The organism is Paenibacillus nicotianae (assembly GCF_042681745.1).
GTDB classification, from domain to species: domain Bacteria; phylum Bacillota; class Bacilli; order Paenibacillales; family Paenibacillaceae; genus Saccharibacillus; species Saccharibacillus nicotianae.
In genome coordinates this window covers 209,374-225,503 of the sequence record NZ_JBHUGF010000011.1, presented here as the reverse complement: position 1 = coordinate 225,503, position 16,130 = coordinate 209,374, and the positions used below count along the sequence as shown (strand labels likewise).

Here is a 16,130-nt window from a genome sequence, read left to right as displayed (position 1 = left end):
CTGTATAGATACAATATTATTGTTGTTAACGAATCGGCATCGTAATTTCATCGACATAATTGGTAGCCATCATCCGCTCTACTTCAGATGGGTTATCCGTCTGACCGAGTACCCACATCATTTTGGTGGTGAGTGCTTCTGTAGTCATATCGTAGCAAGGAATTACACCTTTTTCGAGTACTTTCTGCCCGACTTCATAGATTGTCAGGTCGCCACCTTCATACAGACATTGAGTCGTGACTACAATACTGATCCCGCTTTTGACCAATTCTTCGATCTTATCGATCAGATTGATTTCTTTAAACGGCACACCACCCATACCGAATCCTTCAACAATAATCCCTTTATAGCCTAAAGCTTTAACCGCATCGAAAATATCAGGTTGCATCCCCGGAATTAATTTGAGCAAAAAGACATTCGGTGAATAATGATCATTATATACATGTCCATTCGGACGAATACGTTCAGGAATCTCATTATATACAATCGTATCTTCTTCCAGATATCCGATATACGGATGGTTGATACTTTCAAACGCATTGTAACTTTTGGTTCTGACTTTGGAAGCACGCGCTCCATTGATGATTTTGCCATTAAACACAACAAACACACCGGATAATTCGGTCGCTGCTGTACGGAAAGCATCTTTGATATTAATCCGTGAATCACTATGCTCTGCTAGTACCGACACCTGCGAACCTGTAATCACTACAGGCTTATCCAGTGCGCCTAACATAAAGCTAAGTGCACTTGCTGTATATGCCATTGTATCGGTTCCATGCGCAATCACGATTCCATCGTAATGTGGCAAATGTTCATGGACAGTTTTTGCAATAGTCACCCATTCTTCCGGCTGAATATTCGTGCTGTCTACACTCATCAAAGTCATCGCTTCTATATTACAAATATCTTTGAGTTCCGGCACAGCGGCAACAATATGTTCTGCGGATTGAGTAGGGGTAAGCCCTCCACCTTGCTCACCAGAAGAAGAAATAGTACCGCCTGTATTGATAAACAAAATGTTTTTCATGATTGTAAGTCCCTTCGCTGTTCTTTTACCGCTCCATTAGCCTTGCTTGCTCATTTTAGTATATCACTCAAACTGCCTTTTTTCCTCTTCTATTCTGGAGATAATACGCCAGATAGCACAGAACCATAAAGGCAATTCCGCAATAAAAAGCAAGACTTTGATTCGGGTCAAAAGCAATCCCGATACAAGAAGCCAAACACAGTACAAAAGCAGCAATCGGCACTATTGGATACAGTGGTGTCCGGTACTTTAACTCACTAATATGATGACCATCACGCACAAATTGACGACGGAACATAAATTGAGAAGCTGCTATTCCCATCCAGACGACTACGACAGCGAACCCTGATACCGAGACTAAGAAAATATAGATCGTATCCGGTGCGACCACACTGGATAACAGCGATAATCCACCACCAACCATGCTAATAATCATCGCGTTCAGCGGAATACCTGATGAAGTTAGACGTGAAAATACAGAAGGTAACATTTTTTCTTTGGATAAAGACCATAACATACGTGAAGAAGCATACAATCCTGAATTAGCAGCAGATAATAGCGCTGTAATAATAACAAAGTTCATAATATCTGCGGCATACGGAATCCCGATTCGATCAAATACAACTACAAATGGACTTTCAATTACTCCTGCGTCTCGCCAGGGAATCAACGCAGATAACACAAAAATCGTTCCTACAAAAAAGATAATTAATCTTCCGACAGTTGCTTTGATCGCGCGTGGAATCGTTTTGTCAGGATCAACACTTTCACCTGCGGCAATCCCGATCAGTTCTGTACCGGAAAAAGCAAAGTTCACCGATAACATCGCCATAAAGATCGGTAAAATCCCGTTCGGAAACAACCCGCCATCACTGGTGAAATTACTGAATAACGGTGCACCTGCTCCTGCTTCTCGCATCGGAATCATACCAAATACAGCAGCTCCACCTAATATAATAAACAACAAAATAATTGCGACTTTGATACCCGAGAACCAGAACTCGGCTTCTGCAAAAAAGCGCACTGAAAAAGCATTTAACAGAAATACCAGTAAAGCAAATACTCCACTCCACATCCAGACCGATGTATCCGGGAACCAGCGCTGCATCAATAATCCTGCGGCGGTAAATTCAGAACCGAGTGCTACTGTCCATGTTAACCAGTACATCCATGCCACCATATAACCTGTGCCCGGCCCGATAAACTTGGCAGCATACGCATGAAAAGCTCCTGTGACCGGCATATGTACCGACAGCTCTCCCAGACACAACATTACTAAATACACAATTACAGCGCCTACTAAATAAGCCAGAATCGTTCCAAGTGGCCCTGCTTGATTGATCGTATAACCGGAACTTAGAAATAGCCCTGTGCCAATAACCCCACCCAAAGACAACATCACCAGATGTCGACTTTTCATTTTACGCTGAAATGTACCTTCTTCTGCACCTGTGACTTCCACTTGTTCTTGCTCTAATGCCATTATCCCCCGACCTTTCCTACCGTATCTCCGAAAATAGCAACCCTTTGACAGAATATATAGAATCAGTTCATGATTTCTTTTATTTGAGCAATATCGTTAGGCGTCGTACGACAGCAACCGCCGATAAGACGTGCACCTTTGCTATACCATTGCTGTGCTTGTTGTCCATAATTCTGTTCACAAGAATGACCATGCCATGTTTTGGTGGTCGGATCGTATTGTTCACCTGAGTTCGGATAGACAACAATAGGCTTATCTGTATTGGTCACAATCTGTTCGATCAATGATGGAATATATTCAAGTGCCGTACAATTAATACCCACTGCTGCTACTTGCTCATGAGCGTGTAACCATTTCGCGCAATCTGCTATTTGTTCGCCATTACTAATATGCTGGTCGTCTTTAGCACTAAAGCTTATCCATGCATAAGAACCAGGGAACTCTTCCAGCACTTTGACGATCGCGCGTGCTTCAACCAGACAAGGAATCGTTTCACAAGCTAGAATATCTGCACCAGCTTCAATCAATAATTGAATACGCGGACGATGAAAATCGATCAATTGTTGTTCATTTAGATTATAATCTCCTCGATATTCAGAACCATCAGCTAGAAAAGCACCATAAGGGCCTACAGAAGCGGCCACAAGCGGCTTAGGACGATCATATTGATCAGTTGGTTGCAACGTATCATCTGAGCCTTCGATCGGTTGCTCTGTACGATATTTTTGCACATAGCTTGCCCAGAATTGGTCTCTCGCTTCAATCGCTATTTGAACCGATTTTTGTATCAAATGGATGGCTTCTTGTTCGCTGAATCCTTTGGCAACAAAGCCTGCGATAGTCGCTTGATAGCTAGCTGTTATCGCACAATCTGCACCTACTTCAAAATATTGACGATGCACATCAGCGATCAATTCAGGATTTTCAATTAATAATTTGGCAGACCAGAGACTATCATTCAGATCAGCGCCCTGGCGTTCTAATTCGGTTGCCATTGCTCCATCTAACACCATCAGCGGAAAATGTTGCAAAATATATTGTATAGGATTCATGTTTTACTCCTTTTATGCGGTAATGTGAATGAGTCTGAACGTATTTTAGATGATTATACATTCTTTGTAAACCTTCATCTCCCTTCTAAAATACATCTTTTTAAAAGATCGATGGAAGAGGAAATCAATATCATATACCATTTTAGATATAGATGCTGTAAAAATTATTGTTGTAAGCCTTTTCCTAAATGATGTAGAATAATGTTATTAATTGGTTTATTTATGTGCATTAAGGTTTTTATGGGTTCAAATGGTTATCTTAAAAAATCTATTTAACCTTGAAAGGAGGAAAATGTTAACGTTAACAATTAAGGTGGATGTATGGATGAGTTACATATAGTAGTTATTATAGAGCGAGGTGCTATTCACAATGGAACGAACAATCAAGACACGTCATACACTTGCTTATGGAAGCGGTAACATCTTAGGGAGTGGTGCGCTGGCTGTTAGCGGAGCATGGTTGTTATACTTTTATACTACTTTTTGTGGACTTTCTCCTGTTCAAGCGGCATTAATCTTTTCGATTGCGAGTATTGTTGATGCCGTCAGTAACCCAATTATGGGCTTTGTTAGTGACAATTTCCACCGAACACGACTCGGACAACGATTTGGACGACGTAAATTTTTTATTATGCTAGGTATTCCTTTGATGCTGATCTATCCGTTAATGTGGATGGATGGCTTTGGATTCTGGTACTACTTGTCTACTTATGTGCTGTTTGAATTAATTTATACGTCAGTGATGGTTCCTTATGAAGCACTTGCATCAGAGATGACCCGCGATTTTGGTGCACGTTCACGGTTAACCGGTTGGAAAGCGATGTTTGGTAAAATGGCGAACTTTGCCGCTGCTTTTATTCCCGGACGTTTTATAGCTGAATACGGTAAAGATTCACCGTTGCCTTTCTTTTATACCGGCTTAGTGTTTGCAGGATTGTTGATTGTAGCATTGATCTTTCTATATAAAAACACATGGGAGCGTCCATCCGAAGAATTGCAAAAAGAATTGGCAGATGAAGCTCCACTGTCATTTATAGACTCGATGAAAAAATTGTTTATCGATATTTCTTCCACGTTTCGTGTCAAAACGTTCCGTCATCATTTGGGAATGTATTTGGGCGGTTTTTCAGCAGAATGGTTATTTACATCTGCATTTACGTATTTTATTGTATTTTCTTTATTTCAAAGTTCAGAGCAAGTATCCAATCTAAATAGCTTTAACTCGGTAATTCAGTTAATCTCTACCTACTTTTTTATTCAATTCTGTGTACGAAAAGGATTTAAAATGCCATTTATTATGGCGCTTACGATTGTCTGCTTCAGTGTCGCAGGATACGGTATTCTGTACCTGACCGGCGCTTCTAATATGATGGTCTGGTTGTATGTGATCACTTTATTTATGGGTCTGGGTACAGGCGGTGTGTATTATATCCCGTGGAATCAATATACATTTCTAGCCGATGTTGATGAAGCACTCACCGGACGCAGACGAGAAGGAATCTACGCTGGGATGATGACATTTGCAGGTAAAATGGTTCGAGCGGTCGTCGTATTTATTCTCGGCTGGGTATTGCAGTACTTTGGCTTCGTCTCCAAAGCACTAACACAACCGGTTAGCGCGCAACATGCTATTTTCGGTGTGCTGGTATTTGGCACTATTATTCTGGCGATCATCGGCATTTTGGCTACACTGGTTATGAAATTGACGATAGATAATCACAAAAAAATGATTGCCGAGATAGATCGACTCAAAGCAGGCGGTTCTATGGAAGATGCGACACCGGAGACTCGTACTATTTTTGAACAATTGACTGGATTTGCGTATGAACGCTGTTGGGGACACAATAATGTAGGCTACAAACATACTTCCCGCGATCAAAGTATCCCTGTCAAAACGTAATAAAAAGTATTATTATACATGTGCTTCTGTTATCTGTTCTCTATGCAGTGTACAATAGTGACAGTAGGTAGATAGTAAAGCAATATCATCTTAATACGTCGTTATTTCAATGTTTTCCGCTTTATTATGTAAGCACTTCTATTTACTTATATTCCAATAATAAGTAAATATAATGCAACACAAATTAATGATTGAGGTGAATAGTGTAATGACAAGTACAGTATACGATGTAGACACGATTCAAAATTGGGCAGCACGGATGAGTGATTCTGTGATGAAACGTACTCCTGAATTGAAGCACAAATGGGAATACGACAACGGTGTTATTTTCAAAGGTATCGAATTAGTATATGAGTTAACTCAAGATCACAAATACTTAGATTATATTCGTACAAATATGGACTTTTTTATTGAAGAAGCAGGTAGTATTCGTGGTTATACGGTTGACGAACACAATATTGATCACGTGAACAATGGTAAATTATTATTTCCTCTGTATCGTGCAACGGGTGAAGAACGGTATCGTATTGCCGCAGATTTATTACGCCAGCAATTGATGAAGCATCCGCGTACCAGTGAAGGAGCATTCTGGCATAAGCAAATTTATCCTTACCAAATCTGGTTAGATGGACTGTATATGGGTGCTCCTTTTTACGCTGAATATATTCGAGAATTTGCCGATATCAAAGACTACAGCGATGTCACGCAACAATTTAAATTATGCTATCAACATACTCGCGATCCACAGACAGGGCTACTTTACCACGCCTGGGATGAGAAAAAAGAACAACCTTGGTGTGATCCTGAAACAGGGCTATCCAAAAATTTCTGGGGACGTTCGATCGGTTGGTTTGTAATGGCATTAGTCGATGTACTGGATATTTTGCCAGCAGATCATGAAGATCGGGATGCTATTATTCAAATGCTTACCGAAACGATGGAAGCACTGATGAAGGTGCAAGATCCAGACAGCGGTGTATTTTATCAAGTATTGAATTTGCCAGATGCAAAAGGTAATTATCTAGAATCGTCAGCTTCTTGTATGATTCTATATGCAGTTACAAAAGGATTGCGTAAAGGATATCTACCTGAACGCTATCGTGTCAAAATGGAGCAGATTCGTAAAGGCATTATCGAAGAATTTATCACTATCACTGAAGAAGGTCTGATCAACCTTAACAAAACATGTCAGGTGGCTGGTCTTGGTGGTAAAGACAAACGTGACGGTACGTATGCTTACTATATTAGCGAACCGATTATTTGCAATGATCCCAAAGGAATCGGTGCTTTTATTCTAGCGATGGCTGAAGTAGAACTGCTTAACAAACCTGCTCAATAAGTAGACGTAGCAGATATCCAACCGATCAGATAGAGTCTACGATTTATAAAAGATAGTACGATAGAACAAGCGTTGTATAGCGGTAACGATTCTGTTATCGCTTCACAACGCTTGTTTTTGTTTTATGATGAGAAGAACAATGATCTCAAAGGAGGTACCTTTTTTATGAAAATGATCGATACGGCACCGCTCGTCCAGCAACTGGTTGAGCGAGAATTATATAGCTGTCTTATCGTCCAACAGGGCGTGCACATCTTAGATTATTATCGTGAGCCGGATCAGAAAGAAATTCCACTCAAAATCAACTCTTGTACCAAAAGTATTCTTTCTAGCTTGGTCAGTATAGCGATGGATCAAGGTATTATGCCTGCTCCAGATACAGCGATCTCTACCTTTTTTCCACAGCTTCATCAAGACCCTGATCCACGTAAAGCTCAAATTACAATCGAGCAATTACTTACGATGTCTGCTGGATTCAACTGGACAGAATTTGGAGGACAACATTCGTTTCCTACGATGAGCAAAACGCCTAATTGGATTGACTTTGTACTGTCTCAACCGCTTGTGCATGAACCGGGTACAGTGATGGAATACAACTCCGGTTGTTCTCAGTTGCTGGCGACGATTCTGGCACAGACTTCGGGTGAATCTGTGGCTTCTTTTGCTGAAAAGCATTTGTTTACACCATTAGGTATTACTCAGTATGTGTGGGAGACAGATCCGCAAGGTGTACATACAGGCGGTTTTGGACTGCAATTGCCTCCAGCGGCAATGCTTCAATTTGGATTATTGTATTTACATGAGGGAAAATTGAACGGGCAACCCTTGATTCAATCATCCACTGTACGACATGCTACAAGTCCGCTTATTGCTGTAGATAGCCCGCAAAAAGCACATTATGGCTGGCACTGGTGGCATTCTTCTTTTACATTGGACAGTCAGCCTAAAGTAGATATTCCGTATTATTATGCGCTAGGATTCGGTGGACAGTATATTGTGGTCGTCCCTTCTTATGAGTTAGTCGTTACAGTATCAGCAGACCGATTCAAACGCAAACGTACTCCGCTCGATGTATTTCGTGATTTTGTAGTACCTTTGTTGGAAGACAACCGGACGTAAATAGATGATTGTATTTACATAAAGGAAATCTTGCTAGCAAACTATAGATTCAATCATCAATAGTACGATATACAACAAAACACGACTGCGATAATAAACAGTCGTGTTTTTTGCTTATTCGATTTTGTTTATTTATTATACGGGCATCCCTAGAAATTGATCTAACCGATTCTTTTGAAGCCAGTGATGACGATAATGCATATCGATAATAGCGAACCATTCTTGAGCATTTAAGTGTCCAAATCTGGGATGAGCTACGGTATATTGCGGATCGACTGTTTCTAATAAAGGTTCTATTTTCTGCATATGTGCAAGTACTTGTTCTAATCCTGCTATCAATTCGGCTTTGGTAGCAGGTTGTGTCGGTGTGTAAAATGGAGAAGCTGGCACTTGCACACGAATAGGTGGGAACTCGCCTAATTCCAGTATCGCTTCCCCTGCATAGGTTTTGTAGTTCACTTCGGTAATCTCTTCTTCTGCTTGCTGACGCTGAATACAGGTATCGATATTGGCAAGATGCATCTGTTGCGCCGATTGAATCAAATGATTGTACATTTGACCGAGTGACCATTGTTCTGCATCTGGTTGTAACGTTAATTGTTCGATACGATATGGTTCCAACGCCTGAATATACTGATGCACTTCCTGTTCAAATTGGTGCAGTATCTTTTTCGTATCCATCGATATCTTCTCCTTGGGCGCTTCACGATCTGTCTTTATGATCTGAGCGGTTGATTTATATTTACTATACAAAAACGCTACTGACAACATTATGTCAGTAGCGTTTTAACATATTATTTATTTTTTCGACCATTTGTAATCGTAACGATGCTGGTTCTAACACAGTCACCTGATCTCCCCAACTCAGTATCCAGAAAAGCACATCTTCTACCTGACGTACACGTAGCGTAACGATCGTAGCAGATAGTTCTTCTTCTATTTTTTCGATATAAAAGTTGCCTACTTCCTGAATACGTTCTGTCATGTGAGGTTCAAATTGTAAACGTATCACGATTCTCCGATCATCGGGTGGACGGTACTCAGACAATGTAAAATGCTCTGGTAACACAAAACTCTGCTCTAACTCCACTAGATCAGAGATGCGTGACAGCCGAAAATGGCGAATATCTTGCCGTAATTCACAATAAGCTACCAGTACCCAGTGATTCGTATTAAATGCTAGACCATATGGACAGACTGTTCGTGTAATAGCAGATTGATGTGGTTTACTATATCCAAATTGTAATTTACGTTTTTGGACAATTGCTTGCCCGATCGGTTCAATATATTGTCGGTCGTCTATCGTCGCTGGAGTTCTTCGTTGAGACAGTAAGCGAATACCTTCACGCATCGGATCAGATTGTTCACGTACGATATCTGGCAAAATAGATTCGATTTTACGCCGGGCAACTTCGGCATTATGGCGATAATGCTGTCCGAATTGCTGTTCTACAAAATCGGTACCGATTAACAATGTTACTGCTTCAGATGCTGTAAAATGAACCGGTGGCAAAAAGTACCCTTCCATTAACGAATACCCTTGCCCGGGAGAACCCAGTAATGGCACACCTGCTTCACTCAGTGCTTGCATATCGCGATAGATCGTCCGTACGCTAATTTCAAACGTAGTCGCCAAATCTTCGGCACGTACCCATGATTTGCGCTGAAGTTCCAGTACAATCGCTAACATGCGCTCTGTTTTGTTCATTGATTCACCTCATCCGCTTCTACAATCATTATTAAAGATACTATACTGTGATTTACTTTTTTTGACCAACTTTTCACTGTTCCTAATTTCTGTACCTTTACTTGAATTAGATACCACAAAAAAAGCCGCTCCTGCATGATTCACAGTAACGGCTTAGCAGATATGAATGTGTACAATAATTACGTTGTTGGCGAAGAAATACCTGTTTTCACTTGTGTGCTATCTCCAGCATCAGATGCCATACCACTTGACGTTTCATCCTCTTCAGGATTGTCGAACATTTCACCTTTGCGCGATAAAATAATATTTAACAAGACGGCTGTAATCGAACCAGTCACAATTCCGTTTTGCAACAAAGTCTGGGCAAAGCTTGGCAATTGTCCGAACATATCTGGTAATACCGCTGAACCTAATCCAACAGCAATACTACATGCTACAATCATCAGATTACGATCATTACGCAGATTCACTTCAGATAGAATTGAGATACCAGAGGCGGCTACCGATCCGAACATCACGATCATGGCTCCACCTAAGACTGCATTTGGAATCACAGTGGTAAGAGCTGCTAACTTCGGCAATAAACCAAGTACAATCATAATACCAGATGCCGCAAAAATCACATTACGTGTTTTGACTTTTGTCAGCGAGATTAGCCCTACATTTTGAGAGAAAGCGGTATAAGGAAAAGCATTGAAAAATCCACCTAACATAATTGCCAGACCTTCAGAGCGAAGTCCATTGACGATCTGCTTTTGCTCCACTTTCTGTTCTATCGCTTTACCAACAGCAATATAGACCCCTGTCGATTCGACCATACTTACAATATTAACAATCACCATCGTAACAATCGCGGTTAAGCTAAATTCCGGTATACCGAAGTAAAAAGGCTGTGCTACACGTACCCAGGAAGCATCTGCTACTGATCCGAAATGCACTAATCCCATCCCATAGGCAACGACAGTCCCTACAACTAATCCGACCAGTACCGAGATCGACCGCAAAAATCCTTTCGCCAAACGATTGACCAATAAAATCACTAATAATGTTATCAGTGCCAGCATGAGATTACGAGGTGCGCCAAAATCGCTACTTCCTTGTCCGCCTGCTACATTGTTCATCGCTACTGGAATCAAAGACAATCCAATAATCGTTACGACTGAACCGGTTACGATTTTCGGGAAAAAGCGAAGCAATCGTCCATACAGAGGAGCGATCAGAACAACAAATAGTCCAGATAAAATAATTGCTCCATAGGCGGTGGCGAGATTAGAAGTTGAAGCAATCGCAATAATCGGCCCTACAGCAGTAAACGTACATCCCAGTACAACCGGCAACCCACTACCGAAATAACGTGTTCCCAGCACTTGCAATAATGTAGCAATCCCGCAGGTAAACAAATCAGCGGCAATCAGATAAGCCATTTGTTCAGCAGTCAGATGAAGTGCTCCACCCACAATCAGCGGTACAGCAATCGCTCCTGCGTACATTGCCATGACATGCTGAAGCCCTAATGTAAATATTTTGCGTCTGCTTAACATAGAGAATCCTCATTTCCAGAGGCTACTGTCACCAGAGAAGGAATCAATGGTGTCTCTTCAATAAAATCAACATGCCCTGGAGACATCGATGAAATACGTGCTAATGATTGAATCGGAATCTGGCGTTCTTCCAGTAATCCGCGTCCCTCCTGAAAGGTCTTCTCGATCACACATCCTACGCCAACCAGTGTTGCTCCTGAAGCTTCTACAATATCTGCTAGACCCACCAGCGCCGCTCCTGTCGCTAAAAAATCATCGACGATTAAGATACGGTCTTCTTTATTCAGATAACTTTGGACAATCGTGACTTGATACGTTTCTTGCTTGGTAAAAGAATGTACAGATGCCGCGTAGACCACATCACCTTGCGTAATTGCTTTTTTCTTTTTCGCATATACAAAAGGTACACCCAAAGCGATTCCGGTTGCCATCGCAAATTGGATTCCGCTTGCTTCAATTGTTAATACTTTGGTGATCTTCTCATGGGCGAAAAGTCGGGCAAATTCTTTGCCAATCTCGACGGCCAGCCCAGTATCCACCTGATGATTCAGAAATGAATCCACTTTCAATACTTTTTCGGACAAAATCTGCCCTTCCTGACGAATACGTTCTTGCAATGCCTTCATATAATTTCTCTCCTTTAAAATAACGATGCGATTTGGGAAATAAAAAAAGACAGACCTCCTTGAGTAATTACGCTCAAGTGAAGTCTGTCTGTATCGATCATCTATAATCATCATGTCCAATTATAAAAATACGATCTGCATAACAATGGATGTATTGATCCAAAGCGAATACTATTGCTATGCTCAAATACATGCTTCACTCATAGTCAGATCATTACAGTGGTGATCCGGTAGAAACTTTTGGGCCATATTCCCAATATTATATGAGGTCGATTGTCGATTTCCCGCACAATCTGTATAAAATTATATATGTATACTACACGTATTCATGTAACGTTTCAAGAATAATTTTCACATTTTCATAAGAAGACATTCTTTTATAACGTATTTTACTTCTACAAATTATTTTTTCAAATTATTCTCTGCTTTAATATAGGATTCAATAGAACAGAGATAAACAAATGAGCTAACCCAATAGTAGAAGCTATAAAAACAATAAATATACCAGAAACAACGTATTCTTTATATCCTGCGATAATCATCATTACTATAAAGTTAAAAATATATGCAATACCAATATACATTTTCACTCTTTTTTGATACGAATTAAAATATAAGATTACTTGTAATAGTATAGAAAAAAATAAGATATAGAATGCAGGCATAAATATAATCACTGTCGCGAGACTGTTAAACAGTAAAAATTCATCTTGCCAAGAACTACTTGGCCAATAAACGATTACTGCGTAGGAAGAAAGAATAGCAGATGCCATCATCCAAATGTAATAAAAGTATATCAATTTGCTTTCCTCCTTAGTGCAGCTATACAAATTTCATCCACCTATTTTACCGTACTAAATTAATATTCAGCAGACTCAGCCCGACTACTGTTAGTAAAATCAGTGCGGTCATCATCACATGTACTTTTCTGTACATTACTAAAATAGCTATATATTCGCGGATAAAAGCATTTGGTAAATAGTAAAATGCTGTACGCGAACCGACCCCATCACCTGTTATTCCTGCTTCTCGTGCATAAATTCCCGCGCGGAATAAATGGAAATTGTTTGTTACAAATATACAGGAATATGGCTTACCTGCCATCAGCGCATCCATTTTTTGTTTGGAAAATTGCATATTTTGTAGTGTATTCACCGATTGATTTTCGACAATGATCTGATCATTAGGGATTCCTTTGGATCGTAGATAATTGCGTATCGCTTCAGCTTCAGCAACAGTCTCATCACTACCCTGTCCACCAGAAGCGACAAATCGAGGTGGTGTTTGTAATTTTTGTTGCCGATAATAAAACGTAATTGCGCGATCGATACGACTTGCTAATAGTGGGGGAACACGATCTTTTATCAATCCACTGCCCAAAATAATAATAAAATCTTGATTGAGCTTGACTCGGTTGAGGTTGTACAACGTCGAGGATACCAGATAACAAATAAATAAAAATCCATAATACACAAAGCATAACTGGATAAAAATAATAACAGGTTGCAAAATACCGACTGAAGGCATAAGAAACGTAATCACAGGTAACGTGGCTATCCCTATACCTGCAAGTAAAGATAGCAAGTTAGGGATTTTCCAGCCTTCTTTGGATAATAACGTACGTCCATTGTAAATCAGTGCAATCCCGATCACTAATAACATGACAGGAGCAAGTAATAATAAAATAAGTACCAATAATAGCCCGATGTATGGAATAACTCCATCCAGATTACTAATTGCATACACAATCGAACTGAATAAGAGGAATACAATTCCAATCGTCAGAAAGACTCCATTTCGTACCCGCCGCTGATCGATTGCGTAATTGATAACGAACAAGATAAGAAAAAAAACAGTCAAACTGTATATATAAATCACGTATCTTCCTCCTGTTGTCTATGTTCCATTTCTATCATTCAAACTTCTTTTTTAGCATATCGATTGTGTACGATAAATCAACTTACAATGCTGTAAGGTAGACGTAAGCCAAATCGATAGTCTCCATAGCTAGTTGGTTAGTAAAGTAGATCGTAAGATCGCTTTATGAAAGGAACCATGATGATGCGTAACGGAACCAAGCTTTTACTATTTGTACTTACAATCTTTATATTGCTTGTGATCACATTAGCCAGTCAATTAACTGAACGTGATCTTGCCAAGCTCAACCCGTTGATACCTAAGCAACATTATTATGTACAGATTCATCACTCATATTCTACCAACGATTCTTCATCAGAGAGCACTACCGAATACACATTACCCGCATGGGATGACAAAGGAAACGCTCAAACGATTACATTTTTCGGTTTACATCCATTACGTGAAGGTGCTTATCTACAATTGATCCTCAAAAATAAAGAAGTGCTATCTTATCAGGAAATCTCCTATCCACAGATTCCAGCTTTGGCACAGAAACATCTACATCGTTAATAGTAAATTTAATACAACAACTACCCGATAAATACTTCAAATATATTTTAACCACCTGAGATTTCAATACTCTATATCACCAAAAAAAGGACTCTCTTTCTGCTTCTATTTGCGATAACATGGAACAGAATAGAGTTCTTTGTGATATGAAAAACAAATTAGAACATTAATGTAAGGAGCAAATAAATATGCAGACCATTTTGATTGTGGAAGATGATCGTAAGATTGCTGAGTTACTACAATCGTATATTGTGAAATATGGCTACCATGTTATTGTAACCACAGACTTCGAACATGTGCTACAACAATTTCAACAAGAGCAACCTGATCTGGTTCTGCTGGATGTGAATCTTCCTAGCTATGATGGATATTACTGGTGCAGACAGATTCGTGCACATTCGATCTGTCCGGTGATCTTTATTTCGGCGCGTGCAGGTGAAATGGATCAGATCATGGCACTTGAAAATGGAGCCGACGACTATATTACCAAGCCATTTGACTATGGCATCGTCATGGCGAAGATTCGCAGCCATTTAAGGCGTGCGTATGGTGAATATGCGTCTAAGCATGAAGAATTGATTTGGCACAAAGAAGGGCTGTCCTTATACCCGGAACGGCTTGAACTACATTACAACAATCAGAGCGTATTATTAACGAAAAAAGAAGCCGATATTATTGAAAGTCTGATCGAACGATATCCACGTGTCGCTAGCCGGGAAGCATTACTTGAAAAGCTATGGGATGACCAGACCTATGTCGATGAAAATACACTGAATGTCAATATCACCCGTGTACGCAAAAAATTTCTAGACCTCGGATTAATAGACGCTTTAGAAACGGTACGAGGTATCGGGTATCGTCTACATGTCTCATGGAGTGAGGATACTGCATTATGAAGCTTTTTCTCAAAGAACATCTGTTGTTGATCGTGATTCAAATTGTTCAATTTAGTGCTGTGATGTGCATTTACTGGTTAGATGGATATCGACATACAGGGCCTGCGTTATATTCGATTATGTTAGGTTTGTTTTTGTTAAGCGGGTATTTGGGATACCAGTATTACAGTCGTCGTCAATATTACCGCCGACTACAAGAACCTTTACGATCGTTAGATGAATCGATACAACGATTGGATCAAGCACCTGTTGCAGAAGCGTTAGAGCGATTGTTGCGTCAGCAGTATCGTCATTACCAGCAACAGCTTGCTGCAATCCAACAGCAACAGCAAGAACATTTAACATTTATGAATCAGTGGGTACATCAGATGAAAACACCTTTATCAGTCATCGAACTGACAGTACAGGATATCGATGAACCTGAATTTGCCAGTATTCGCGAAGAATTAGAACGAATGAGTTCAGGGTTAAATACGATTTTGTATATGGCGAGATTACGAACATTTGAACAGGATTTCCATATTCGAATGATCTCTTTATCCGAAGTGATTCACGAAGTAGTACAAGAGCATAGGCGTTTATTTATTCATAATCAAGTCTATCCTGATGTGCAGATCAAAGATGGCAATCTATGGACAGAGTCCGATCCAAAATGGCTATTTTTTATGTTGTCTCAACTGGTTATTAATGCTGTCAAATATTCTGCCCATACTCATCATAAAGTAATCATTTCTTCCTATACTCAACATCATCAAGCTGTTGTAGAAGTACAAGATCAAGGTGTCGGTATCCCTGCTTCTGATATCAAACGCGTATTCGAACCTTTTTTTACTGGCGAAAATGGACGACGGTTTCGTGAATCAACAGGAATGGGGTTATATTTGACTCGTGAAGCGGCTCAACGTCTGGATCATCAGTTAGAGCTAGAATCGACTGTAGGGATAGGGACGACCGTACGTATTATCTTCCCATCTTATCAACGTAAAGACTAGCTTACATCGCTGTA

The 16,130-nt window shown here is 40.1% G+C and carries 15 protein-coding genes and 1 riboswitch; of the genes, 6 read left to right on the top strand and 9 right to left on the bottom strand.

Annotation, left to right across the window (positions count from 1 at the left end; all coding sequences use genetic code 11):
- Nucleotides 1–25: 25 nt before the first annotated feature.
- The 3 genes from ACFSGI_RS19755 to mmuM all read right to left on the bottom strand — a co-directional run bounded on the left by ACFSGI_RS19755 (nt 26) and on the right by mmuM (nt 3,565).
- The gene (locus tag ACFSGI_RS19755) at nt 26–1,030 is read right to left on the bottom strand and encodes an asparaginase (RefSeq protein WP_204825922.1); all 1,005 of its coding nucleotides are present in this window, start codon (nt 1,028–1,030) and stop codon (nt 26–28) included.
- Between the two features lie 67 nt (nt 1,031–1,097).
- The gene (locus tag ACFSGI_RS19750) at nt 1,098–2,513 is read right to left on the bottom strand and encodes an amino acid permease (RefSeq protein ID WP_204825921.1); all 1,416 of its coding nucleotides are present in this window, start codon (nt 2,511–2,513) and stop codon (nt 1,098–1,100) included.
- A 62-nt stretch (nt 2,514–2,575) separates the two neighbouring features.
- Nucleotides 2,576–3,565 carry a homocysteine S-methyltransferase gene (mmuM, locus tag ACFSGI_RS19745; RefSeq protein ID WP_204825920.1) on the bottom strand — a complete coding sequence of 330 codons (990 nt, stop codon included), beginning with the start codon at nt 3,563–3,565 and terminating at the stop codon, nt 2,576–2,578.
- 370 nt (nt 3,566–3,935) lie between these two features.
- Between mmuM and ACFSGI_RS19740 the strand changes: the two genes are divergently transcribed.
- The 3 genes from ACFSGI_RS19740 (at nt 3,936) to ACFSGI_RS19730 (ending at nt 7,923) form a co-directional block, all read left to right on the top strand.
- Nucleotides 3,936–5,465: an MFS transporter gene (locus tag ACFSGI_RS19740; protein WP_204825919.1), complete on the top strand. Its 1,530-nt coding sequence runs from the start codon at nt 3,936–3,938 to the stop codon at nt 5,463–5,465.
- 208 nt (nt 5,466–5,673) lie between these two features.
- Complete coding sequence (locus tag ACFSGI_RS19735; RefSeq protein ID WP_204825918.1) at nt 5,674–6,804, top strand: glycoside hydrolase family 88/105 protein; 1,131 nt, start codon at nt 5,674–5,676, stop codon at nt 6,802–6,804.
- Between the two features lie 165 nt (nt 6,805–6,969).
- Nucleotides 6,970–7,923: a serine hydrolase domain-containing protein gene (locus tag ACFSGI_RS19730; protein ID WP_204825917.1), complete on the top strand. Its 954-nt coding sequence runs from the start codon at nt 6,970–6,972 to the stop codon at nt 7,921–7,923.
- Between the two features lie 135 nt (nt 7,924–8,058).
- On the opposite strand, the gene ACFSGI_RS19725 is transcribed toward ACFSGI_RS19730, so the two are convergent.
- From ACFSGI_RS19725 to ACFSGI_RS19700, 6 genes are all read right to left on the bottom strand, one after another.
- Nucleotides 8,059–8,604 carry a DinB family protein gene (locus tag ACFSGI_RS19725; RefSeq protein ID WP_204825916.1) on the bottom strand — a complete coding sequence of 182 codons (546 nt, stop codon included), beginning with the start codon at nt 8,602–8,604 and terminating at the stop codon, nt 8,059–8,061.
- A gap of 94 nt (nt 8,605–8,698) precedes the next feature.
- A complete protein-coding gene (locus ACFSGI_RS19720; protein ID WP_204825915.1) occupies nt 8,699–9,631 on the bottom strand; it encodes a helix-turn-helix transcriptional regulator in 933 nt (310 codons plus the stop codon).
- A gap of 179 nt (nt 9,632–9,810) precedes the next feature.
- Nucleotides 9,811–11,172: a nucleobase:cation symporter-2 family protein gene (locus ACFSGI_RS19715; RefSeq protein ID WP_204825914.1), complete on the bottom strand. Its 1,362-nt coding sequence runs from the start codon at nt 11,170–11,172 to the stop codon at nt 9,811–9,813.
- Nucleotides 11,166–11,798, bottom strand: a complete 633-nt coding sequence (locus tag ACFSGI_RS19710; RefSeq protein WP_204825913.1) for a xanthine phosphoribosyltransferase — start codon at nt 11,796–11,798, stop codon at nt 11,166–11,168. The genes ACFSGI_RS19715 and ACFSGI_RS19710 overlap by 7 nt, the downstream gene beginning before the upstream one ends.
- 183 nt (nt 11,799–11,981) lie before the next feature.
- A riboswitch (purine riboswitch) is annotated at nt 11,982–12,085 on the bottom strand.
- Between the two features lie 123 nt (nt 12,086–12,208).
- Nucleotides 12,209–12,571, bottom strand: coding sequence for a hypothetical protein (locus ACFSGI_RS19705; protein ID WP_379284148.1), 363 nt, complete (start codon nt 12,569–12,571; stop codon nt 12,209–12,211).
- A 73-nt stretch (nt 12,572–12,644) separates the two neighbouring features.
- The gene (locus ACFSGI_RS19700; protein ID WP_379284146.1) at nt 12,645–13,676 is read right to left on the bottom strand and encodes a YdcF family protein; all 1,032 of its coding nucleotides are present in this window, start codon (nt 13,674–13,676) and stop codon (nt 12,645–12,647) included.
- A gap of 165 nt (nt 13,677–13,841) precedes the next feature.
- Between ACFSGI_RS19700 and ACFSGI_RS19695 the strand changes: the two genes are divergently transcribed.
- The 3 genes from ACFSGI_RS19695 to ACFSGI_RS19685 all read left to right on the top strand — a co-directional run bounded on the left by ACFSGI_RS19695 (nt 13,842) and on the right by ACFSGI_RS19685 (nt 16,116).
- Nucleotides 13,842–14,228 carry a YxeA family protein gene (locus ACFSGI_RS19695; protein ID WP_204825912.1) on the top strand — a complete coding sequence of 129 codons (387 nt, stop codon included), beginning with the start codon at nt 13,842–13,844 and terminating at the stop codon, nt 14,226–14,228.
- A 188-nt stretch (nt 14,229–14,416) separates the two neighbouring features.
- A complete protein-coding gene (locus tag ACFSGI_RS19690; RefSeq protein ID WP_204825911.1) occupies nt 14,417–15,124 on the top strand; it encodes a response regulator transcription factor in 708 nt (235 codons plus the stop codon).
- On the top strand, nt 15,121–16,116 hold the full coding sequence (locus ACFSGI_RS19685; RefSeq protein ID WP_204825910.1) for a sensor histidine kinase: 996 nt from the start codon (nt 15,121–15,123) through the stop codon (nt 16,114–16,116). Before ACFSGI_RS19690 ends, ACFSGI_RS19685 begins: the two co-directional genes overlap by 4 nt.
- Nucleotides 16,117–16,130 lie beyond the last annotated feature (14 nt).